Source organism: Rhodopirellula sp. P2 (assembly GCF_028768465.1).
GTDB lineage: Bacteria > Planctomycetota > Planctomycetia > Pirellulales > Pirellulaceae > Rhodopirellula.
On the sequence record NZ_CP118225.1, the window covers coordinates 4456230 to 4480602 of the forward strand.

Consider the following 24373-nt stretch of genomic DNA (forward strand, 5'->3'; position numbering starts at 1 on the left):
ATTCGTCGAGGGAATGGGCCGCGAACACCGTTCGGTTCGTCCAGCGAAACATTTTCTTCCGTTGCATCCAGTTGGGTGAAGTGATGGAATGCAAACTGAAAGCTGAAACCTCGTTGATTGTCGCAGGCGGAGTCACCAATGGAACGGAACGAGAGGCGGGCGTCGAGGATCGAATCTTTGCCGTCAAAGCGAACGACCATCGCCGCGGATCATGAGCCCGACGAACTCCCAGTTCGCGATTGGGCGATCGGTCTTGGTTGCCTCTTATCCTGCGTGTTGGTTTCGGCCACTTGGTTGGGATGCAGTCGTGCTTCAGTGCCCTCGGACACGGCGACAGCGGCATCCGATTCAGCGGGAAATCAAACCCCTTCGGATTCCCCAACCCTCCGTCCAGACATCGACCACGCTTCGGACAGACTGGATCTGGAACCTGAGGTCACTCTGACGAGGTCTCAGTTGCGTCCCGTCGTTGAGCTCGAGGAGGGGTTTGTTGCTTCTGAAACTTGTTTGCAGTGCCACGCAGAGGAGCACCAATCCTGGGACGCCTCGTTTCACCGGACGATGACTCAGATCATCAGTGAGGACACGGCGCCTGAATCCATCGTCAACCAAGAGGTGGTCGTCAACGGAAAGCGTTACCTGTTCGAAAAACACGAGGACGCATTTTACGTCACTTATGCCGATCCGTTCCGGGGAGGAATGGTGTTGCGCCGGGAACTGCTGATGATGACCGGATCGCATCACATGCATGTTTTTTGGCACGCTTCCGACCATTGGGGGACACCGGCCCAACTCGACATCGTCTACCTGATTGAGGAAGAACGCTGGATTCCGCGTGCTTCGAGCTTTTTGCAACCTCCGGACAATCATGCTGGACTGGAACTGGGCACCTGGAATCGGACGTGCAGTCGATGTCATTCGACGCATCCTCGTGAGCGTTCGAACGAGCCGACACTGGATTGGAACACTCGCGTGGCGGAATTCGGCATCGCCTGCGAAGCCTGCCATGGGGAAGGGCGGGGGCATGTCCTTCGCCATTCCAATCGCGAAGGCGAAGACTCGGAGGTGAGTTTGGAGACGGAAGTTGGCACGGATCGGGTGGTGAATCCAGCGAAGCTCTCCAAGCAGCGATCAGCGGATGTTTGTGGCCAGTGTCACAGCGTGTTTCTGCCCGACTACGACGTGGTGAGTTTGCCGGAGTATGAGCAAACCGGGAACCCATTCCGCCCAGGCGATCGACTGGATGAAATTGGTTTTTCGAGGGTCGTCCGGGCGACCGAGGAACATCGTGATTCAGAAACGTTCCAACGCTGGTCAGAGATGGAAGACGTGGGCGGTGCCTTTTGGTCAGATGGCATGCCTCGCATTGCCGGCCGAGAGTACAACGGATTGATCGAGTCGGCTTGTTTTCAACAGGGTGAGATGACGTGTTTGTCTTGCCATCAAATGCACCCGCCCGAGGGTTCCGGGACGGACCGAGAAATCCAGTTGGCGAGTTGGCGGAACGATCAACTTGGGCCGGGGATGGCCGGCGACGATGCCTGTTTGCAGTGCCATGCGGAGATCGGGGAGCAAATCGAGATGCACACCCATCACGCCCCGGATTCTCATGGCAGTCGATGCCTGAATTGCCACATGCCACACACCACGTATGGGCTGTTGAAAACCATTCGCAGCCATCAGATCTCGAGCCCTTCGATCGAGCAAAGCCGTGTCAGTGACCGTGCCACTGCCTGTTCGTTGTGCCACCTCGATCGAGGTTTCCATTGGGTCGCGAATCATTTGCATGATTGGTACGGGCAGCCTCTTCCGGACCAGGACGAGTCGGCGGATGAGGTTGATCTCGCGACTTCAGCGTTGCATTTGTTGAGCGGCGATGCTGCTCAACGCGCTGTTCAAGTGGCCGCGATGGGGTGGCCTCCCGCCCAGGAGGCTTCTGGAACGGAATGGATGGAACCGTATTTGTTGTTGGCCTTGAATGACCCTTACGATGCGATTCGGATTGTGGCGGAGAAGTCTTTGCGTACGCTTCCCAATCGAGTTTCCAAACCGATGGACGCGATGGCTCCTGCCGGTCAGCGGATGCAAGCATTCAATGCGGCGATTGAGGCGATCGACAAGTCGCTTCAAATGGAGCCGAAACCAGAGGTCTTGATCGACGCGGAAGGACGTTTCGACTTCTTGCGAGCGAGAGAGTTTCTAGAGCAAAGAAACCATCGGCCGATTCACTTGCGAGAATGATTCCGTCTTGTCCAAGGCGTTGTTGATTCGCCTTCGATGACGACGTACCGATGATTGGGGGCAAGGTTGGCGAGGGTTTGCTTGGACCCCGAGGGCCACTCGATCATGACTTGGCAGGGATGCTCGGAATCACCGAGTCCAATATCCAACAGGGCTTCATTGTTCGCTAAGAATCCGCCGTTGGCCTGCCAATGGGTCCAGCGTTCGGTCCCACACTGAATCTCCACCGTGGCCCCAATGGCGTCTCGTTCGCTCCGTGTTCCAATCAATTCCAACTGCAGCCAGGCTCGAGGGGCGGATTCGTTCTGCAACAGGGTCGCTGGCTGGTCGAGATGATTGGCCAAGACGTCAGGCAGACCGTCTCGGTTCCAGTCCAGCACCGCAAGCGTTCGGCCGAGCGTCGGTTGGGTCCAGAACGCATCACGCTGCTCCGCGTCGGCAGCGGTTGATTCGGAGACGAATTCGAAATGGTTGTCGTGACCTTGGAACAACTGGGGCAGCATTTGAAACGGCACGCCTCGATGACGATGGTCGACAATGTGTCCATTGAGAACCATCAGGTCCGCGCGTCCGTCGCGATCAAAGTCGGCGGCTTGACTGCCCCATCCGACTGTCGGTTTGCTGCGTTCATGAATTTGCCAACCGCGGCTGGAGTGTTGAAACGTCTCGCCATCTTCTTGAAGGTAGAGATCGGCCTCTTGATCCCAGTAGTTGGTCACGTGCAGGTCGGGCAGAGCATTGCGATCAAAATCCGCGAATGCCAAGCCCATCGATCCGTGTCGTCCTCCTAGCTGGCTGGTTGCGATTCCAGACAGAGAGGCCGTCTCCTCCGCGATCCAGGTTGCTTGATTGGCTGGGGCCAATTGGGAATCAGCAAGGGGGGTCTCGTCCGTCACGCTGGCGAGTGAACGTGGGCCGCGATTTTGCCAGAAGTGATTCGCGTCGCCATCATTCGCAATGTAGACGTCATTGCCTAGCTGGCCATTGAGGTTGCCGAGCAGGACCGCGAAACCATGCCCCGCATTCGGCTGGGATCCTTCCGGGTTGGAAAAGGATCGAAACGCACCCTGTGCGTTGAGTGACAACCAACGGTCAGCGGCAGGTTGGAAGCGACTGGGGCCGCAGGCGTCGTTGTCGGGAACACAGGGGATCTCGAATGCGCTGGGATCGTCGATGTAATTGACTTCGATGATCTCCGGCAAGTGATCTCCATTGAGATCACCACATGCGATTGAGGTGGTCCATTTGCCATCGCCTTCAGGTGGCAGTTCGACTCGAGCGAAGGTTCCGTCGCCGTTGTTTTGGAAAGCGACGTTGACGCCGATGTTGGCTACCAGCAGGTCCGGGAAGCCATCTTGGTTGATGTCTGCGACGGCAATTCCTTGACCGTACCCTCGATCGCCGGTTTGAGATTCCTGCGTGACGTCTTGGACAGCACTCGCAGTGAAGTTGCGGAACAGTTGATTGGGGCGGGGGGACTGCGCGTCAAGTGCCTGGATGCCTGCTTGAGCGCAGTAGAGATCGACCCAGCCATCGCGGTCGAAATCCAAAATACCCAATCCACCGCCGGTTTGTTGATGCAGATAGAACTTGTTGTCGGTCTGGTCATCCCCGTTGTCGTATTGGAAATGGAGGTTCAGCGACGGGGCCACATTGCGAAACCGAATGGGGGCGGGGGCGGAGCTGAGTTGAGAGGAAGCCCGCTGCTGAGATGCCTGTTCCTGGTGGAGGTCGACTGAATCGAGTGATGCCGGAAGCGGCCATTGGGATAGATTTTCGCGTGACCAGGGAACAGATGAGTCAAGCTGTGAAGGGGAGTCCGAGGCATCCAGTTCCATCAGATGCTTGCGTTTCTGGCTCAACGCGGCCTCATCGAGCGGTTGGTTTCCCGTCATGGCAACCGCGATGCGTTCCCAAGCGATGGATTCCCAGGGGCGTCCAAGTTCAGACAGCAAATCTGCCATTTCCCGATACTGGGCAGGTGTTCCCGACGCCAAACCAAAGATTTTCGCCAGTTCGGAGGTCCGTTCGAGCATCTCGAATTGCCGCATGGCGGTTTCGGCTTCTTCGTTGAGCCCAAGCTGCCGGAAAGACCGAGCGACCAACACCAGTGACTTGCGGTCCGTCGGGTCACGTTGAATGGCCTCCCCAAAGCAGCGAATGGCCACCTCGGGGTTGTTGCGATGCGAAGCGAGTTTTCCGAAGGCGTGCCAGTACTCCGGTTCATCCTGAATGTTGGCGGGAAGCGACTCACGCCATGCTTGGAGTGAATCGAAATCCTGCAGATCAGCCAGCACGCGGCCTTGGAATGCGGCGATTGCCGTCGACCCCGGGTAGCTTTTCCGGAGATCGCTGAGCAATTCATTGGCCTCGCTCAAATTGGCTTCGTCGTGTTGCCGGCGGGCCAGCGACAACGAAGCCAGGCTCTGTTTTGTAAAGTCCGGGGCCGAAAGTGTTTCGTCAATGAACGCTTCTCCCCGAGTGATCGCCGAGAAAAGGTCTCGTTCACTCGCCTTTCCCTCGCGGATCAATGGTTGCAACACCCGGAATGCCGCCATGCGTTGACCGGTCTGATTGAGGACTTCGACCAACCGATGGCGGAACCGATCCTGACCGGTGGTCGTTTCCACCGCATTCATCAAGAGTTCGATGGCGGGTTCGTAGGCGTTGGCCTGCAGGTACCAATCGACGGCCTTCAGCTTGGCTGCGGAAGATCGATCGGGGTTGCTGTAGGGGATGGACGCCAGCAGGTCGGCGGCGGCAACGGAGTGTCCGGTTCGGTGTTGCACCTCGGCCATCAATCGCATCACATCGGTGCGTTCGGGATGGCTCATCAAGATGGGTTCGAGCATCGCCTCGGCTCGCTCAGCCGAGCCAAGCTTCAGTTCTTGCCGTGCCAAAGCGATTTGTTCATCCACGTCCAGTTTGGACGTGGCTTGGTTGGTTTCGCTGTGTTGCTGTTGCTTGCGAAGTTTTTCAAAATCCGATGGTTCCGTGGAGCAGCCCACGATCCAAGCGAACCATGAAAACGCGAACAGCGTGGTGCCAACCTGGAAACGTCTCGTTGAATCACTGAACATGTTTCTTCATTGGAATCGGTTTTTCGATTCCCTCCACCAAGAGGTAGTCTTGCCCAGCGTTTAAATCTTGGAACGGCTGGCTGAGTCCCGACGGCCAGTGAACCTGAATGTCACTGGTTGTGTTGCCGCCAGGAAGAGGCAGGTTCAGCTTGCGTTCCTGACTGCCCATGTAGCCATCACCGCCAGTGAGCTGGAGTGTGCGTTTGTCATTGGGGTTTCGAACTTCCACGGTGGTGCCGATTGCATCGCGGTGTCCGGTCGTGGCTTTGAATTCCAACCCGATGGCCTGGGAGGCCGGTTGGGATGCATTGATCAGCAAGGCAACTGGTTCGTAGAGGTGCGTGATGAGCGCATCGGTTCGGCCGTCGCAGTTCGCATCGAGAGTGACCAAGGCGCGTCCTAGATGCAATTGTTCAAAGTAGGTGCCGAGGGAGTCGTTGGGCACTGCTTTCCAACGGCCGGACGCCAGACGCGTGAACATTTGGGGCGGCATTTGATAGCCGATGTCGGTGCGTCCGGTTTCGCTGACATGCCCATTGGTGATCAGCAGTTCTGTTGCGCCATCCAGGTTGAAGTCGGTCCAAGTGGTGCCGAATCCGAGTTGATCCAATGAGGGTTCATAGAGTCCGACTGCATGAGTGCGGTCTTCCCAGAGCCCAGGGGCGACTTGTTCGTAGTAAGTGTTGTGTTCTTCTGCAAAGTGGGTCAGGAAGAAATCCAGGTCTCCATCACCGTCAGGATCGCCCACGGCCATCCCCATGGACGCTTGGGAATTGGATTGCCCGCTCATCGCCAATCCCCGCACGGTTCCAATGTCTGTCAGCCGTGTCGTTTGTTCAGACGAGATTGCACCGTTCGTCGGTGCGGAATGCGAGGACGACCAGAGATGATTGACGGACATGTCGTTGGCGATGAACAGATCGAGTCCCGGGAGTTCATCGAGTTGACCGGCAATGATTCCTAATCCACGGCCGATGCTGGTCGGTTGCATCCACGTTTGGCTGACGTTTTGAAAACCGCCTGTCCCGTCACCACTCCAAACCCGATCGGGACTGGCTTCGAATTTCAGAGGAGGGCAGCTCGAAAGTTTGCCGTTTGCTTCGCTTCGGCAAGGGGTTTCGTAGGGGGCCATCCCACCGCAGTAATTGACTTCGAAAATGTCTGCATTCCCGTCTCCGTCGACATCCGCGATCACAGCGGAGGTGGTCCACTCGCTGCCCACCAAACCCATTTCATCCGTCGCGTCGGAGAAGGTTCCATCGCCGTTGTTGCGATACAGTCGGTTGCGACCGACATTGGCGTCAAACAGATCCGGGAATCCATCATCGTTGAAGTCACCCGACGTGATGCCTTGCGCAAATCCGGTGTCCAGATAGCTGCTCGAAGTGGTTGTGTTTTGGAAGTGACCCTCCAAATTCCGGAACAGTTGATTGGGCGACGAATTTTGGATCAGCGGTTTCCCATCGAGATTGGCGAGCGCGACGTCGGGCCAACCATTCAGATCAAAGTCGAGGACAGCGGCGCCGCCTCCCGTGCTTTGATAGATCCAGTGGCCTTCGGATTCGGCTTCGGGAGCCAATGAAACCGTGTGTTTCAACCCCAGCTCAGCGGCTTGTTCGAGAAATTGAAGTGGTGCGACATCGATATGATTGGCGATTTCGCGAATGCGGTTGCTGGATGCATTCCATGACACGGTTGGCAGATCGCTGACCTGAATGGAATCCGCTACCAAGCTGGACTTGGACTGCCAGGGCGTGTCGGCGCGGAGCCGAGATCGGATCGCCAGATGCGCTTGTTCAATGCTCGGGACGGGATCATTGGGGAGCGATTTGGCAAGCCGGGTCCAGGCTTCGGCTTCCCAGATGCGTCCCAAATCGACCATGCGGTAGGCGACTTTGAGGGCTGCAATCTGGGACTGCGAGTTTCGTTCGAGGAACGTTTTGACGGCATCGTTCAAGCCAGCGATGTGGTCGAATCGTTGTGCAACTTGCTCGGCTTCTGCTTTGCGTCCGAATTGTCGCAAGCTGGCTTGCAGGTCTGCGAGGGAGGGCCCGTGATTGGATTGATGCAGGCGTGCTGCTTCGGTGAACGAGCGGACTGCAGAAGCGTTGTCGCCTGTGAACTTCGCCCACATGCCCGCGGCATTCCAGTATTCCGGAAGAGCTTCCAACCCCGCTGGCTTCGCCTGACTCCACTGAATCAAACTGGACCGGTATTCGGCAACCTCAGGATTCGCCACCGCAAGGGAAACCAAGGCTTGTCCTTGCAAGGCCCAAGCAGGAAGAAAATCGGAGTGTTGCTGGAGGACAGGCGTGAGCCGTTGCGAAACAGCCAGCCAGTCTTGTTTGGCGGCATCCAATTTTGCGAGTGCGAAATGTGGTCGGAGATCTTCCGGTGCGCGGCTCAACAGTTTGTGACAAAACTCAGGGTCGGGTTGGACACGATCGGGATTGGAAAGCACGACCAGGCTTTCTTCGTCGCTGAGGTTGTGCTGGATCAGCCACTGCAGCGGACCAATCGCATCACGATTGAGGCCAAGCACGGTGACCAGTCCGGCCAGGTCATACCGTGGGCGTTCCAATTGAGGATGAAGTGAAATGGTTTGCTTCAGGACCTCCACCGAGTCATAGGCCAGTCCGTTCGCCATCAAGTGCTTGGCCAATTTGTTGAGCAAGGCGTCGCTGGGGACGGCTGATTGTTCCGCTGCATCGCGGTACCACTGAATCGCCTGAGCAACGTCGCCAGTCCGGGCAGTGACATCGCCCGCCAGTTCCATCGCCTTCACATCGGTCGGGTTGGTTAGCAGGTGTTCACGAAGAGCTCGCTCCGCCGATCGGAAATCGCCACGACGCACTGCCTGAACGGCTTCCAGATAGTGAACGTTGAAAGCCTTGGGTGAGTCACCCGAAGTGACACGGTTCTCGACGGGCTCCTGCGTGGCGTTCTTGGATGATGTCTCACCGGAACCATCGCATCCCCAAAGAAGGCAGCACACGAGGCAACTGCTCACGGCGTCGATGGCGATACGGGATCGGGTCACGGGGGGCTCTGGAATGTCCGAGTTGATGCGGTGTGTCAAAGCAAGTGCAGAGTGGTTTCGCAACGGCGATGAACCGTACGGGGAATGTCATCGAATCGGAAGCAACAAGGATGCAGTGAAAACGTCTCTCTGCTATTCAGCCCTGCGTCCAAGCCGCGATACCATCTAAGATAACGGATTGTCCGTTAACGACCTGTCTCGTCGTTCTCTCACTCGCACAGCCAAAATTGATGACGTCTTCTTTGCTTCGATTCGACTGGACCTCGCTCTGCCGAGTATGGTTCGTTCTTGTTTGGTTCGGCATGAGCTGTGTGGTTGGGTGTGGGCGATCGGGATCCGAATCGGCAGCCTCGACGGACCAGCCCGCCGGTTCCACTCCCAGCGAAATGGCGCCGCGAGCCGCGAAAACGGATCGCGGTTCCTCCCCGATCGTAAAGGATACGGCGAAAGCGTTCGATGAGTTGCTGCGAGCGTCAAAGTTTTCTGAGGCGGAAACGCTGCTCAAGGGTGCGGTGGAGCAGGATCCAGACAATGTCACGTCCCGCAGACTGCTAGCACAATTGCTCAGTGCCCAAGGGCGACGGTACGAGGCGAGCCATCACGTGCGTCACCTGATCCGGATGCGGGTGATTGAGCAGCACGAATTGCTCAGTCTCATTGATCTGAGTGGGCCGTTTTCGTTGGTTCATTATGGCGAGATGCCCGGAATGGGGCCGGAAACGTTGTTTGGTTTGGGGGCAGCCCGCGAGGCCTATTTTTCACCGCGAGCCGAAGCGGATGTCGTCCTGCCCATGCTGATGAAGGTTCGTCGCCGTTTCCCCTCCCATTCAACCGTCGTGGCTTTGACCGGTCGGGTGTTGGCTGAGAACGCACGATGGGCCGAACTCCAAGAATGGATCTCGGAATTGCCAGAAGAAGTCCGAGAACTCAAGGCATCAAAACGCCCCGCTGGTGGCTTGGCGGGAGTGGACCGACCGATGACGCTGCCGGATGAACCCGAGTTCTGGTTGACGATTGGAATTTGGTTGGCTCATGGAAATCAGCACGCTCAAGCGGTGGATGCTTGGGCCGAAACACTGCGGCGCGATCCGACCAACCGAGCCGCACTCCGGTTGATCGTCTCAACGACGGAGAAGCACTTGCCGGAGGCTTCGAAATGGCACAAGCAACTTCCACTGCTGCGACAATGGATGGGTGATCTCGACAAGGTGTTTCGGCTCGCTCGGGACGCCGATGCGGAGCAAGCGGAGTGGATTGCAGAGCGGATGCAGAGCTGGTTTCGGCCCTGGGAGTCAGCGGCATGGACGATGCGAGCGGGGCACATGACGGGCCGACTTCCCAGTCTGCTTCCGGAGCTTGAGCAACGCCGGCAAGCCTTGTTGGTCTGGGAGGCCAAAGCAACCGAAACGCAGATCCAGCAGGCGCGCATGCAACGGACCATGGGGATCATTCCGGGACCATTTCAGATGCCTTCCTTCACGGAATCCTTCGCGATGGGCGAGACTTCGCAAATCGAAGAGAGATCGCCGCTGGTCTTCCGTGATGTGGCTTCCGAGTTGGGTATCCATTCGGACTTCACCACTGGATTCCCTGCGGACGGAAAGGAGTTCTATCTGCATCAAGCCAACGGGGTTGGGCTCGCTGCTCTCGACTATGATCTGGACGGCCGTTGTGACACCTACTTCGCGCGTGCCGGAGGGGATCCCCATCAAACGAACTCTCGGGCAAACCAGCTGTACCGTCAGCTACCCAGCGGAATCTTCGAAGAGGTGACGAATGTCTGCCAGGCCGATGATCGCGGGTACGGGCAGGGGGTTTGCGTGGGGGACGTCAACCAAGATGGGTTCCCCGATGTTCTGATCGCGAACATTGGCCGAAACAGCGTTTACATCAACCAAGGTGATGGGACGTTCCAATCCGATCCAGGACGGATTGTTGGCAATGAGGCGCGGTGGACGTCAAGTTTGGGGCTTGCCGATTTGAATGGGGATGCGCTGCCTGAACTCATCGAAATCAACTACATCGATGACCCATTGGCATTCCAGGTGATGTGCTCGCCGCCCTTTGACAACTGCCAACCTCAGAGTTACCGGGTGGCGCAGGACTACGCCTATGAGATGCAACCTGATGGCACGCTGAAGCCATGGGAATCCGTTTGCGAGGCGATGGCTGAGCATCCAAAGTTCGGGTTCGGGGTCGTCATTGGCAACTATGACGGCCGCTGTGGAAACGACTTCTTTGTGTCCAACGATGGTGATCTCAATCACTTCTGGGTCTCTGATTGCTCCGATCCAGGGGCGTCTGATGCTGGGGATGACTCCGATCCTGGCATCGCCAACCGCTCCATCAAGCGGATGGTTGAGAACGCGGGCTTGGCGGGCTGTGCCGTTGGCCGCAGCGGGATTGGAGAGGCCTGCATGGGAATTGCTGCTGGAGACTTCAATCGAGACGGTCGCTTGGACCTTCATGTGACGAATTTTTACCAGGAGTCAGTCAACCTGTTCGTCCAAACCGCCGGTGGGTACTTCTCCGATGACGCCTTGGCTTATGGGGTCGATACCCCCTCGCGGCCCGTGACTGGCTTCGGGACTCAAGCCGCCGATTTCGACAACGATGGGTGGTTGGACCTGGCGGTTCTGAATGGCCATCTGTTTAACAACCAATCTCAAAGTGTCCCCTACAAAATGTTGCCGACCCTGTTCGGGGGTGGACCGCGTGGTTTTGTACAAAATACTCCAGAGGGGGGTGAGGGCTACTTTGCAGAACCGCAGCTAGGCCGAACCCTTGCCGTCTTGGATTTCGACCGAGATGGCCGGATGGATTTGTTGGCCAATCATCTCAATCGTCCCGCCGCTCTGCTTCACAACCAATCGCAGGCAGGAGACTCAGTTCAGCTCGAATTCATCGGGAAATACAGTGAAAAGTCTGCTTCCGGTGCCGTCGTTCAGGTGTCGTTCGAGGGGCAGGATGGTGAACAAACCCTCACAGGATTTGTATTGGCTGGAGGTGGCTACATGTGCACGAACCAGGCCTTGGTCCACGTTGGAGTTGGACCCTCAGGGGGCGAGGTCACGCTGGAAATCTCATGGCCGTCTGGACTTCTGGAAACGGTGGAAGATCTTGCGGTCAACAAACGGTATCAAATCTTAGAAGGCACTGGTGCGATAAACGCCACTCGCTATCATTCTAGTGACGAATAGAAAGCCTTCGTTTCTCCGTAAAGCTTGTTGTCACCCCCATCCTCATCCGTTGCGAAGGTTTTCATGGTTTGGGGAGCACAAGATGTTTCTTCATTTAGGTCTGCTGACATGCGCCGAAGTTTGGTCCTTTCCCTGTTTTTGTCACTCGGTTGTTTCTCAATGGTTGGTTGTGGTTCTGGGGGGGAGACGGAATACGACCCGTCGGAGGTCCCAGCCATGACGGAAGATGAGAAGCAGGCTGCAGAGGACTACGACGCACAAATGGAGAAGGAGTTCAAGGAACAGTACGGCAACTGATGTCGACGTCGAGGACCGCCTCGCGTGGAAACTTCCGCAGGAGCGAACATTGCATTTGAGCAAATCGAAAAGTTTCAACGAAACTTGGATGGACTATAGGGGTTGCTAGAGGGGGGGATCTTCCCCGTTCAAAGGCATTCGAGGTGGCGTCGATGGAAATCCATTGGCGTTTGTTACGAAGGATTTTCTTTTCTTTTCTTTTTCGGGATTTTGAATTTATGAGAAGCAATCAAACTCGGCGGGGATTCACCCTGGTCGAACTTCTGGTCGTGATCGCGATCATCGGAGTCCTCGTTGGACTTCTGCTGCCGGCAGTGCAAGCTGCTCGGGAAGCCGCGCGTCGGATGAGTTGCAGCAACAACTTCAAGCAAATGGGGCTGGGGCTGCACAACTACCACGCTGCTTACAACAAGCTGCCAAAACACAAAGGTGGGACGCACATTGATGGGGGTAACAACTACACCCACAACCGTGGCTACCTCTCTTTCCTGGTTGGCATTTTGCCTTTCGTTGAACAACAGGGCATGTGGGAAACCATTTCCAACCCGTTCAACTTTGACCGGAATGGGAACGCTCTGACCGCTCCCAACACCTACCCTTCGATGGGCGGTACGCCATGGTTCGAAGATTACCAACCCTGGCTGACTCAGGTGCCAATGTATCGCTGCCCAAGCGATCCTGTTGTCCCCGCGCCCACGCAGGTCGCGTTCTCGAATTACGCTGCCTGCACGGGCGACGCATTCTTTGAACAGCACCACAATGGATATCAAGACGGTAACGGTCAGCCGAGTGGCGACGGAACCTGGGGATCCACCGCTGGAAATCGTTGGGCTCGTGGAACATTCCATGGACGCAACTTCACCGGATTCCGTGATGTCTTGGATGGTCTGTCCAACACAATCATGTGTGGTGAGATCGTCGTGGGGAATGGAAACCGTGAAATCATCAACTCGATTCACCGCGATGGAAATGTTGCCAACCTTCCGCCAAGCCATTGGACAACCGCGGGCGTGATTGATCCGGCACGTCCTCAGTTCTGGTCCGACAGTGCCAACTGGGATAGCAATCCAAACCATCAACGTGGTCGTCGTTGGGCCGACGGTCGTCCGACCTACACGTCGTTCGTGACCATTGCTCCACCAAACAGCTTCAATGTTTGTCGTGGCGAAGGCAACTTTGGCATCTACTCTGCCGCCAGTCGTCACCAAGGTGGTGTGCATGTGTTGATGGGCGACGGGGCTGTCAAATTCATCACGGAATCCATCGATGCTGGCAACCAAGATCACGTTGCCTATGGTCGCGACAACGGAGACGGTCGTGGTGCGAACGGTGGAGCGGGACGGGAAAGTCCTTATGGCCTTTGGGGTGCCTTGGGTACCAAGGGGATGAAAGAGGTCATCGACTCCGAGTTCTAGGACTCGTTCCCTGATTCAACATCTCGACCGCGTGCTGCCTTTTGTCAGCACGCGGTTTTTTTATGCGCAGGCAACGCCAGAAACCCGGTTCAGCTGCGATTTGGGTTTCCGCGCCGGCGCCGCAGCGATTCCAACGCAGCGGTCAGCGAGAGCGTTGCAGGCCATGCCTGACTCTGCCGGTGCGCGTGCTTGCTCGGATCAGCCAAACCAAAACCAATTTGGAAAAGCCAAGGGTTTCAAGGGTGGTTAGGGTGTACTTCCTTGGGAATGGGGTTGAGGAGCCCTCTAGAGCTTGACACAGGGGCCAGGAGGCGCGAAGCTCAAGGAAGGGGGCAAAACGATGCTTTTTGATGTTTTTTTGAGCACTTTGCTCCTTCGGTCGTATTTCCTCTTTTTTCTCAGATCTGAAGGATTAATCAATGAACAAGTACGGACAGAAATGCCATCGACCGGCGTTCACGCTGGTCGAGTTGCTGGTGGTGATCGCCATCATCGGGGTGTTGGTCGGTCTGCTTTTGCCTGCCGTTCAGGCGGCCCGTGAAGCGGCCCGAAGAATGAGTTGCGGGAACAACATGAAGCAACTCGGGCTTTCCATTCACAATTATCACAGCGCGTTCAACGGATTGCCTCCCAACGGAGGTGGAACGGATAACAAAGCAGGAAGCCAAACAACGCAGAACGGAAACAATGGAAACGGCCGTCGGATCAGTTGGCTGATTCCAATCTTGCCCTATGTCGAACAACAAGCGTTGTGGGAGCAGATCAGCAACCCAATGGATTCCGACGGTGACGGTACCATCAACTATCCCGCCATGGGGCCTCGGGCTTGGGATCGCAACTACACGCCATGGATGACCGACATTGGTACTTTCCGTTGCCCGAGTGACCCAGGCGTTGGCTCACCAGCGATGGGACGCAGCAACTATGTTTGCAGTTATGGCGATGGATTGCATTACGGTGATGTTGGACCTCTCAATGCATCTGGCGGTTTCTACTACGAAGACAGTGGACGTGCGAACCAAGTCAACCAATCGTTGCGAGGATTCTTTATCTTCCGCAACACGGTCAACGGAATCAAAGGTTTGGGCCAAGCTCGTACCCGTCCACTCATGCGTTTCCGTGATGTGACCGACGGCCTGAGCAACACGATCATGCTGGGTGAGATGGCAACCCATGTGAACCCGCGTGCGGTCAAAACCGATGCTGGCATCGGTCCTGGGTTCCGACCTTTGGGTGAGGATCCAGGCTGGGCCGATACGACGGCTGCAAAGGACCCTGCTCGACCACAATTTTGGCTGGATTCAACGGACTCCGTCGTTCGCAACCTCAACTCAGGCTACGGCCGTGGTTTCCGTTGGGCGGATGCGGCAACGATCTATTCTGCATTCAACACCATCTTGCCGCCAAACCGCGAAATGGTCATGCCAAACCGTTCAGACTCGGCTTGGTGCGTTGCGCCACCTAGCAGTCAACACCAAGGCGGTGTTCACGTCGTGCTCGGCGATGGTGCTGTGAAGTTCATCACCGACAGCATTGATGCCGGGAACATTCACGCAGAAGTGATCTGGAGTGCGAACAACCCTGGGGCTGAATCGCCTTACGGCGTTTGGGGTGCACTTGGCACACGGAACGGCAAGGAGACGGTCCAGGCCGAGTTCTGATCCCCCTGTCGTCATTCAATGGGATGTCGCTTCGCCTGCCTTCAAGGCTGCCACTGTTCGCAACTGGGCTGTGCGAAGCGACCGTTTTTCGTCGCTTACTCAAACCAATTTTTCAACGAGAGAACTCAATGAATCAGAATTTCAATTGGACGAAACGTTTTTGCTGCGTTGCCCTGTTGGCGTGCACACCGGTCCTGTTCACAGGATGTGGACCTGGTGGGAACACGGTGATCGAATCGGAAGACGGTCCGATGACAGAACAAGAGCTGCAAGATTACGAAGAGCAGGCTCAGCAACAAACGGAGAACTACGAAGACAACTACCGCTGATCCCAGGGCCCTTGAACTCATCGCGAGACGAGTTCAAGGGAGCCTGCTCCCAGTCGAACGAAAGGTCGCCCTCCTCAACGGGGGCGGCCTTTCGTTTGGGGTGGTTCGCGATAGGTGGCGCCGTTGTCCTGGGGCATGGAGCGGTGCCAGGCAACCACTGCGGTGGTCAGCTCTTGGACCACATCGGGATGCTTTGCCGCGATGTTGTTGGTTTCCCCGCGGTCTTCGTTGAGGTCATACAGCTCGGCTGAGGAACCGTCGTATTCACAGAGCAGTTTCCAGTGGTCCTTTCGGATCGCGAGATCAGGCAGGTCGTTCACCCCGTAGTAGGCGTCGCGATCAGGAGGCCGACGAAAGAACAGCGGGGAGGTTCGTGATCCACCGTCGCCGGTGATCGCAGAGACCACCGATTGGCCGTCAAATTGGGCTCCAGCAGGGTAATCGCTGCCGGTCAAATCCAACAACGTGGGAACCAAATCGATTGCTGCGAAAACCGATGTGCGGTCCACCTCGCCGGAGCGTTTGACGACACTTGGGCCCCATGCGATCAATGACGAACGAACGCCGCCTTCATAGAGATGGGTTTTGAATCCGCGGAAGGGACCTGCCGAACCAGCACCTTTCTCGGGACCATTGTCGGAACAAATCAGCACCAAGGTGTTGCTGCGAAGTTCTTCGTCGTTCCGGATGACATCGAACAACTTGCCCAGTTGGCGGTCCATTTCCTGCAGGACAGAGAGGTACAGCCCGCGTTTACCGTCTGCCCATTGATCCACTGGTGGCCAGAAAGGGGCGTGGACATCGTCGGGCCAAAGGTTGACGTAGAAGGGTTGCTGATTGGCTTTCGCACTCTGAATGAAGGGGATCGCAGCATCGACAAATCCACCGGTGATTTCCGAACGCTGCATCCATCGGAAACCTTCGCCGAGGCGTTCGGCATCGGCCCAGATTCGTCCCGGTTCTTCATCGCCCGGTTTCAACGTCAGGGGCAAAAGCTTCGGACCCATGCCCTCAAAGTTGGTGAGCGACTCATCGAAGCCGTACTCGGTGATGTACGGTGCGTCATCGACATTCCGCTGCCCGCCCATGTGCCACTTCCCAAAGTGACCGGTGGCGTACCCGGATTGCTGCAGCGAACGGGCCAGCATGGGAGCCTTGGGATCCAGCCATTGGGCGATGCCACGCTGATCGTTGTGGTCACGATTGCTGAGGTAGGATCCGATGCGCCAACGTTGTGGGTAGTGTCCCGTCGAGATCGCGGTCCTCGACGGCGAGCAAATCGGTGAGTTGACATAGAACTGTTCGAAACGAACGCCCTCACTCGCCATTTTGTCGATGTGCGGTGTTTGGGCATCGTGGTTGCCAAAGCAGGAGAAGTCCTCCCAGCCCATGTCGTCAATGAACACAAGCACGACGTTGGGACGCTTGTCATCAGCCATTGCGGTGGTGGTGTCTGATGCCAGCGGATTCAGAAACAACAGCAGGCAGGTGGCCAGCGAACGAATCGGAGTTCGTTGTCGCAGAAATTTCAGGTGGGGGCGAATCATCAGGGTGATTTCCTCATTGTGGTGGGAAGGAATTGGGGAGGGAGTCTGGGATCGAATGATGGCTTCGTTTGAGACGGAAGGGGCGTGATAAGCAGGTCGGCTGGAATGATCGGGCACAACCATGTGAGCCGTTTGGGCGTTGGCCTGGCCTGCGCGTGAAAACCGTGGCGAACGCCAACGGCTCACATACCCGATGACACCTGCGTACCTGCTTCGCGAGAGCCACGGATTGTCGCGTTGCCGATGGAGCGACGCAACAAGTTGATCCTGCAAAAGAAAACGCTCGGACCGAAAACGATCCGAGCGACAAGATACTTTTGATTCACTTCAGTTGTTAAGCAGGTCGGCTGGAATGATCGGGCACAACCATGTGAGCCGTTTGGGCATTAGCCCCGGTTGCGAGTGAAAACCGTGGCTAACGCCAACGGCTCACATACCCGATGACACCTGCGTACCTGCTTAGAAGTTCATTCGTTGGAGTTGGCTGAAGCGGTTGGTTCGAGAAGCGGTGCATGAAGTTCGGCCAACTCGTCGGCGGAAATTTTGATGACCTTTCGATCGTATGTCATCAGGCCATTGATCTCACCTTCGACATCCGTTGTCTGGGTGTAAACGCCAGCTGCAATGCCTTGCTGTTGGAGTTCCTGTAGCTTCCGGATCGAGGTCACATAGCGGTCTTTGTATTCCGCTTCGTTTTGGGGAAGCGTGCCGTAGCCCCAGTTGCGACGATTGGCGTCCCACAGGTGACCTTGGACGGGATAGCCGTGGCCTCCGAATTCACCGATGACCTTGATGAAATCATCAAAGCGACCGTTTTCATTCAGTTCGAATGGGAACCCGGGGTGCGGGTAACGGTGTTCATCGACAATGTCGCCCGCCGGCCAAAAGTTTCCGCCACTGGCGATGTTGACCAACCGCGTTGGGTCTCGTTGGGAAGTCCATTTTCCGACTTCCATGGTCAGGTGTTGGCCCCATGCTTCATTGAAGGGAACCCAACAAACAATCGCAGGATGATTTTCAAGCGAGGCGATCATCCATTCCAGTTCACGCATGAACTGAGCATGCTGTTCGGCTGGCCAGGTCGCGTCGGCAGGGTTGGGAGCCAAGCGTGTCCACTTGGGCCATGCTTGCTCACGAACGCCGCCGCTGACTTGGTCTTGCCATACCATCATTCCCAAGCGGTCGCAGTGGTAATAGTACCGGCGAGGTTCGACCTTGATGTGCTTGCGAATCATGTTGAAGCCTGCGGACTTCAGCCACTCGATGTCGAACAACATCGCTTCGTCCGACGGAGGCGTGAGCAACCCGTCCGGCCACCAACCCTGGTCCAGTGGCCCCCAGTGAAAAATGATTTCTCCGTTGAGAGTGAACCGCCAGTTTCCGTCGACGTCTTGCACCTTTCCGACGTCTCGAATGCCGGCGTAGGACTGGATCTGATCCAGAATCTTGCCATTGCCGTCTGGCAAGCTTGCCTGGATGGAGTACAGATGTGGTGAATCAGGTGACCACAATTTCGCGTTGGGAATGGTCAGTGTCAGGTGGTTGGCATCGGTCGTCCCACTAGCAACGAGTTGGTCACCGTCCTTGATCTGTATGTCGACGGGGCGGTTACCAGTTTGCTCGACCGCAATGGAGATCGTGCCGGCGTGTGCATCCGTTTTGATCTTCAGATCGCTGATGTGGTCCGTCGCGACTTCTTCCAACCAAACGGTTTGCCAGATGCCAGAGACCTGGGTGTACCAAATGCCGCGTGCGTTCAGCGTTTGTTTGCCACGCAACTGCCACTCTTCAGTGGCGTCTTCTACACGGACGACCAGTTCATTCTTGCCGGAGTGAACGGCATCGGTGATGTCGAAAGAGAAGGGCGTGTTGCCTCCAACGTGTGAGCCAACGGGTTTGCTGTTGACGAAGACCTCGCACCGATAGTCAACCGCTTCGAAGTTCAGCAGGGTGCGTGTTCCGTCGGTTTTGTCGGATTGGAAATCCCGGCGATACCAAAGTGCTTCCTCGGCGTCGAGCAATCGCTGCACACCACTGAGTTTGGATTCCAGTGGAAAGGGAACCAGGATCTTGCCGTTCCACTCGGTCGGCGTCTTCGATCGCTTTGGCGTGATCGCGTAGTCCCAATTGCCATTCAGGTTGGTCCAGTCGGAGCGTTGCAGTTGAGGACGTGGGTATTCGGTCCACGCGTTTTCCGAAGTGACTTCAGCTCCCCACTTGGTGATGAGTTCCGACTGGAACGGTTTCCGACTGAGTTCTGGTTTGGGGAGTTTGGGAATGTTCTGCGAATCGACCACGTGAACATCGATGAACTGGCCGCCGTCTTTTTGCACGCAGTGCACAGCCATCAAGTTCGTGCCAACGCGGAGGGCTGCTGCTTGAGCGGGCTCGAGCAAAAGCGTGTGGTATTGGGTGCTGTACCCGCTCAACTTGGCAACCAATTCCCCATTCAAGTGGACCTCGGTGTCTTCATCATGATGGACCAGCAGAGCAGGATTCGCGGGAACCGATTCCAGCTCGAACGACTTACGCAACCAGATCGAGTCGGTGTCCCACACGTGACCGATGCGTGCGGCGGGTGTTTCAGGCGTCCCAAAACCGCCGGCCGCATCCGTCCAGTCTGAATCATCAAAATCGGGCTGCTGCCAACCCTGACCGGGAGGCGTCAATTGGAACTTCCACGCATCGCTGACTTCCTGCGCGGTCGCGGCTGAGCAACAGAGCCATAGAAACAGCCCGCTCAACAGCCTGAAATGCTTCGACATGAACTGGGGACCTTCGTGTGTCATCGGGAATCTCTTCCATTGGGGGATGTTGTGATCTCGACAGCCAAGGCGTGACGCAGAAACTGAGGGGTGTTCTCCGTCGGGAAGGTTGTCGAAAGGAGGGTGGGGGTGGGGGCAGTGGCCTGTTTCGGAATCGTTCTCAATCAGTCGGACTGAGAATTTCGATGGGCGACTGTGTTTTGGACCGCCTGACACTTCGTTGGCAGGCCTGGTAACTCCTAAGCTAGCATGACAAAGAGTCGTAGTAAAGGAATCGAGTCGTTGAGGGCAGCGACCCGCCGGGAGGCATTCGCAGGATCGGAGTGCTGGCTGATTTCGGACGGTGGGCGTGGTGGTTCTCGGAAACTTGAGAATGGAGCGGTGTGGTGTCCCAGACCGATGGTGTTGTTTGCCATGGAGGGGGAAGATACCGATGATGCGTTACTTTCGATGACTCAACGCAGTTGCAAGGAAAAAGAGATGCCAGAGAAAAACGCGGTCGCCGAGGACGAGAAGCAGGTCTTGGCTGAAATCAATGCGTTCGAGTCTGCTTACGGATACAACGCGGATTACATGAAGGATCTGTTCGCTCGATCACCTGAGTCGTTCCGGCGATTCGTGGCTGCTCGTCCCATGACGATGCATTACGATCAGTTGCCGCCGGAAGCGTACTTCACCGCCGCGATTGCCGTGATGCAAGAGGAAGACTGCCGTGGATGTTTGGACTTGAACGTCAAGATGGCCAAAGAAGCCGGTGTCCCGGATGGACTCATCGAGCAGATGGTTGGGGCACCCCACGACTTGCCAGCGGAACTCAAAGATGTGCGTGAACACACTTTGAACTGCTTGCGAGGTGGGGCGATCGATGAACAAGTCGCCCATCGGATCGAGCGGCATTTTGGACACGCCGCATTTGGTGAACTGGCAATCGCAATCGTCGGTGTTCGGATCTATCCGGGGCTGAAACGTGCGTTGTTGAAGATGCAGAGTTGTCAAATCCCTAGCAGCGTTGTGAGCCATTAGGTTGGGGCAATACGCGGAAGATTTGTTGTGGGTGGTGAACAGTCCATCGCTCATCTCGCCATCAGGGGAATGGTTGCTGCTTTCACCCGGCCAGATCGATCCGCAGCAGCTTCGGTTGTTCATGGATCGGCAGGCGTCGCGCAAGGTGGGACTCTACTTTGAACGATTGATGCTGTATTGGTTGACCCACATTCGCGGCGTTGAGATGGTGGCTCATGCGCTCCCCGTTCGCATGGATGGCAGAACGCTCGGTGAGCTTGATTTTTTGTTCGTTGATGAGCGAGGGCGGCTGACTCATTGGGAAGTTGCGGTCAAGTTCTTTCTGCATTTGCCAGACCAGCCTTGGCAAGGAAGCCACTTTGTGGGCCCCAATTCGAATGACAGTTTTGAACGCAAAACGCGTCGAATTTTCGATCATCAATTGCCGCTGAGTCACCGAGTTCGGGACGATGTCGAAATTCGCGAAGCAGTGGTGAAAGGTTGCTTGTTCTACCCGCCGGGAGGCTGCCCGCCGTCGACACTGCCGCCCGCAATGTCGGTGAGTCATGATCGCGGCAGTTGGGTGCATCGGCGTGACCTGGACCAAGTTGTCGATTCCGACGCAACATTCCAGATTCTGGCAAAGCCGTTCTGGTTGTCGGTCAATGCAGCGAGTGCGCAGGAGGCATCCTGGATGACTGGAGATGAATTCGTGCTGACCGTCGATCAAACGTTGCAGGAATTTGATCGCCCGATCTTTGCCGTGCGATGGGAAACTCCAACGGGGAAGATCACTTCCGAGAGCAAAGTTCCCCATCGGTTCTTTGTTGTGCCCGATCACTGGCCAGGCAAACGGTAGGGCCGCTGGGTTCACTCGGGTGCTTGGAGGTTCTTTTTCAAGAACGTCTGAATCAGTTCGCGAATTTCGGGAGTGGCAAATTCTCGCCCGCCATGTTGGGCGCCTCGAATGAGTTCGAGTTGGGTTTCGACGCCGGCGGATTCCAGCGCCTCGTGAAGCAGTTGGCTTTGGTTCATCGGGACGACGGGGTCTTCCGTTCCGTGAATGATCAGGAACGGTGGGTCTTGATCGTCGATGTAAGTGATGGGATTGACTCGGCCAATCCCATCGTTGTTGCCGAGGACTTCGCCACCACCGAGCAGTTTGGATTCCGGTGAGCCGGGCCGGTTGTGCGATTCAAACCCCTTGGTGGTGACAAATTTTGAGAAGTCAGTGGGGCCATAGAGATCCACGACCGCTTGAACTCGACTGGATTGATCCTGCCAGCCGCCGTTGCCTTCGAGTTCTTGGACGTCTCCGCTGGTTCCCAGCAACGCGACCAAATGACCGCCGGCTGAACTGCCGCCGACGGCGATGCGATTGGGATCGATGCCATACTCCTCGGCATGTGCTCGCAGAAATCGGATCGCACACTTGCAGTCTTCGATCTGCGCGGGGAACGGGGCTTCGCCGGTCAAGCGATATTCGATGGTCGCTCCCACGAAGCCGTCCGCAACCATCCGAGAAACTTGGTTGACGCCGCCTTCTTTGGAACCGGATTGCCAGCCACCGCCGTGCACCCACACGTAGGCCGGCAGCGGTTTGTCTGGCATTGTCTTGGGAAACACCAGATGCATCTTTAAGTCTCGGTCGCCTCCCTTTCCGAAAACGACATCGCGTTTGACTTCCACGTCACGGGACGAGCGAAGGTTCTCGACGCGATTGTTCGCCGGGCGTCTGATGGACATGGAGTTGACCACTTCTTTGATATCAATCTTGCCGTCGCCGTCTCGGTCCAGGCGTTGGAACATGGGAGCTGGTCCACTGAATTCTTCTCGCGTGACTTGTCCATCCTCGTTGGTGTCATCTTTTTCCAGTCGGCTTTTGAGGAAGGTTCCGTCGCGTTGAGGCGTGGGCTGGGCTGCGACTTGGGTGGGCAGGGCACAGACTGCCATGCTGGCGGCCAAGCCGAAGCAAGAGAGGAGGACTGTCAAACGCATGAGGATTCCGTCGGCGTTGGGTGAGTGTCAGGCTTCAACTTCAGGATTCCATGATAGCCAGCGATTCGATGCCGTTCGCAATGGCCAGTCAATTGATACACAGGGACGGTCTTTCCGAACCGATCACGGGAGATCGGATCGCGTTTCCCATTTCGCGTGGGCCTTGGATACCTTCGTCCCCCAATTGCCGTACCAGCTGTATCCGCTTCTTCGTTCTTCTCCGATTTGATCGAGGTCGTCCACCACGACACCGTCGCGATCACTGAACATGGGACGATTGGTCTCGATCTTGTAGAACCGAGCCCAGAGCGGAGGTGCGTCGCGGTCGCTTTCGAGTGAAGGCAGTTCCTTCCGCTTTTTATATCGGAAGCCCAGGATCTTGGATTGGTCGAACCACTTCACACCCGCCTCGATTGCCTCTGCGACTTGCGGGGAAGGATTGTTTTGTGTCATCAGGTAGAGCAGGACACCTGCGCTCTCGGCACCACTGAGCGAAGGGTGTTCATAGCTTCTGGCGAGCACGGGAGTCAGGGTTTCCGCATGATGCTGGGCACACCAAACGGTCCGCACGCCATCCACGATCACTTGGCAGTCCAAGATGCACTGGATCCCGCGATCTAAGGCGGTCCGTGTGGAAGCTTGGCGTTGGTCCCCGATGAACATGTACGACGGATCGCTCTGTGTCTCTTCAAGGAATTGCATGATGTGGATCATCGTGCCGTCATTGAAGGTGATGTGGCGGTGGTACTTTTTGCTGAGCGGAAAGTACTGTGGCCAACCACCATTGGGATACTGGGCGGCCAACAGATGATCAAAACCTTTGAGGAAGGCTGACTTGTATTCGTTTTGGCCCGTGGCTTTGAACGCTCTCGCCAAGGCTTGCAGTTCACCAATGGTGGCACCATTGTCGAAGGTTCCGTTCGGCTTCTCATCGTCAGCGGTGAACGGTTTGGACGTCGTGTCAGTGTTCTTCGGCCAGTCACCGTGATCGGTTTGCCAAGACAGAATGCAACGCATCGCGTGTTGTCCCTGGGCACCCCGGAACCATTCGTCGGTTTGCTTCGCGACTTTTTCGGCGGGCGTCGCCGCTGAGAGGAGTGACGCGTTGACGGCCAGAACCGCCAGAATCACGATTGATAACCGTTGCATGTTGAATCTCTGTAAGAAAACGAAAGTCGTTGTGTATCGAGCAGCGGACATGATGGACTATTCAGGATTCAGAAGGCCGCTGAGTTTTTCAACGGTCGAGTGGTTGCGTGCCGTAGTGCCCACGCCCAGCTTGCGCTCAACGCTTTTAACCAATTTGGACGTTCCAAACCCGTCGGGAGCGTGGAGATAGAACACGTTGTCAATCAATTCGAAGCGTTCGGTTTCGGTCGCGAGTTCGGCGATTGTGGCAAGATCTGGATTGATCGGTGGGGCCGCGAGGAAAAAGTAGTGGAGCGTCTTGGGAAGGGCCACAGCATCAGAAAAAGGATTGTTCGCGACAGCGGATTGGAATTCATCTTTCGTCAGCAGCATCACTTGAGGCCGGAACCCGAAGTTCTCGTCCACCGCGTCGGCAATTCGTGTGGCAATTGCTTCTTTCGAGCTGGGCTGGCACGAGAACAGGACGTTCCCACTTTGAATGAAAGTACGAACAGACTGACACCCGATGGATTCCAGAGTGGATCGTAGGGCAGCCATCGGCAACGTGTTCTTGCCACCAACGTTGATGCCGCGAAAAAGAGCGATCCAGGTTGTCATGGTTTTCTAATATGGAATGGAACGTCGGTGCCGCTGTGACAAAGCACAGTGC

At 56.3% G+C, this 24373-nt stretch carries 16 protein-coding genes; 9 read left to right on the forward strand and 7 right to left on the reverse strand.

Going from position 1 to position 24373, the window contains the following annotated elements:
- Positions 1–83 precede the first annotated feature (83 nt).
- Positions 84–215: a hypothetical protein gene (locus PSR62_RS15730; RefSeq protein ID WP_274403948.1), complete on the forward strand. Its 132-nt coding sequence runs from the start codon at positions 84–86 to the stop codon at positions 213–215.
- Positions 216–561: 346 nt separating this feature from the next.
- A complete protein-coding gene (locus tag PSR62_RS15735) occupies positions 562–2241 on the forward strand; it encodes a hypothetical protein (RefSeq protein ID WP_274403949.1) in 1680 nt (559 codons plus the stop codon).
- Here the strand turns inward: PSR62_RS15735 and PSR62_RS15740 are convergent.
- Both PSR62_RS15740 and PSR62_RS15745 read right to left on the reverse strand, forming a co-directional pair.
- Positions 2226–5321: an FG-GAP-like repeat-containing protein gene (locus PSR62_RS15740; protein ID WP_274403950.1), complete on the reverse strand. Its 3096-nt coding sequence runs from the start codon at positions 5319–5321 to the stop codon at positions 2226–2228. The two genes, PSR62_RS15735 and PSR62_RS15740, sit on opposite strands and share 16 nt — an antisense overlap.
- Positions 5311–8361, reverse strand: a complete 3051-nt coding sequence (locus PSR62_RS15745; RefSeq protein ID WP_274403951.1) for an FG-GAP-like repeat-containing protein — start codon at positions 8359–8361, stop codon at positions 5311–5313. Before PSR62_RS15745 ends, PSR62_RS15740 begins: the two co-directional genes overlap by 11 nt.
- A gap of 230 nt (positions 8362–8591) precedes the next feature.
- Between PSR62_RS15745 and PSR62_RS15750 the strand changes: the two genes are divergently transcribed.
- The 5 genes from PSR62_RS15750 (at position 8592) to PSR62_RS15770 (ending at position 15263) form a co-directional block, all read left to right on the forward strand.
- Positions 8592–11561, forward strand: a complete 2970-nt coding sequence (locus PSR62_RS15750; protein WP_274403952.1) for an FG-GAP-like repeat-containing protein — start codon at positions 8592–8594, stop codon at positions 11559–11561.
- A 108-nt stretch (positions 11562–11669) separates the two neighbouring features.
- On the forward strand, positions 11670–11858 hold the full coding sequence (locus PSR62_RS15755; RefSeq protein WP_274403953.1) for a hypothetical protein: 189 nt from the start codon (positions 11670–11672) through the stop codon (positions 11856–11858).
- Between the two features lie 218 nt (positions 11859–12076).
- A complete protein-coding gene (locus tag PSR62_RS15760; RefSeq protein ID WP_274403954.1) occupies positions 12077–13273 on the forward strand; it encodes a DUF1559 domain-containing protein in 1197 nt (398 codons plus the stop codon).
- Between the two features lie 419 nt (positions 13274–13692).
- On the forward strand, positions 13693–14934 hold the full coding sequence (locus tag PSR62_RS15765; RefSeq protein ID WP_274403955.1) for a DUF1559 domain-containing protein: 1242 nt from the start codon (positions 13693–13695) through the stop codon (positions 14932–14934).
- A gap of 128 nt (positions 14935–15062) precedes the next feature.
- Positions 15063–15263, forward strand: a complete 201-nt coding sequence (locus PSR62_RS15770; RefSeq protein ID WP_274403956.1) for a hypothetical protein — start codon at positions 15063–15065, stop codon at positions 15261–15263.
- Between the two features lie 74 nt (positions 15264–15337).
- Here the strand turns inward: PSR62_RS15770 and PSR62_RS15775 are convergent, their stop codons facing one another.
- Positions 15338–16702: a sulfatase-like hydrolase/transferase gene (locus PSR62_RS15775; protein ID WP_443217432.1), complete on the reverse strand. Its 1365-nt coding sequence runs from the start codon at positions 16700–16702 to the stop codon at positions 15338–15340.
- Between the two features lie 575 nt (positions 16703–17277).
- Positions 17278–19599: a glycoside hydrolase family 2 protein gene (locus tag PSR62_RS15780; RefSeq protein WP_274403958.1), complete on the reverse strand. Its 2322-nt coding sequence runs from the start codon at positions 19597–19599 to the stop codon at positions 17278–17280.
- A gap of 456 nt (positions 19600–20055) precedes the next feature.
- Between PSR62_RS15780 and PSR62_RS15785 the strand changes: the two genes are divergently transcribed.
- Positions 20056–20598 carry a hypothetical protein gene (locus PSR62_RS15785; protein ID WP_274403959.1) on the forward strand — a complete coding sequence of 181 codons (543 nt, stop codon included), beginning with the start codon at positions 20056–20058 and terminating at the stop codon, positions 20596–20598.
- A gap of 31 nt (positions 20599–20629) precedes the next feature.
- Entirely contained in the window at positions 20630–21436 is an 807-nt protein-coding gene (locus PSR62_RS15790) for a DUF1853 family protein (protein WP_274403960.1), read from the forward strand.
- An 11-nt stretch (positions 21437–21447) separates the two neighbouring features.
- On the opposite strand, the gene PSR62_RS15795 is transcribed toward PSR62_RS15790, so the two are convergent.
- From PSR62_RS15795 to PSR62_RS15805, 3 genes are all read right to left on the reverse strand, one after another.
- Positions 21448–22575 (reverse strand): alpha/beta hydrolase fold domain-containing protein, encoded by a 1128-nt coding sequence (locus tag PSR62_RS15795; RefSeq protein ID WP_274403961.1) that lies wholly within the window; start codon positions 22573–22575, stop codon positions 21448–21450.
- A gap of 123 nt (positions 22576–22698) precedes the next feature.
- Positions 22699–23724, reverse strand: coding sequence for a pectate lyase (pelA, locus tag PSR62_RS15800; RefSeq protein ID WP_274403962.1), 1026 nt, complete (start codon positions 23722–23724; stop codon positions 22699–22701).
- 57 nt (positions 23725–23781) lie between these two features.
- A complete protein-coding gene (locus tag PSR62_RS15805; protein WP_274403963.1) occupies positions 23782–24321 on the reverse strand; it encodes a DUF1697 domain-containing protein in 540 nt (179 codons plus the stop codon).
- Positions 24322–24373 lie beyond the last annotated feature (52 nt).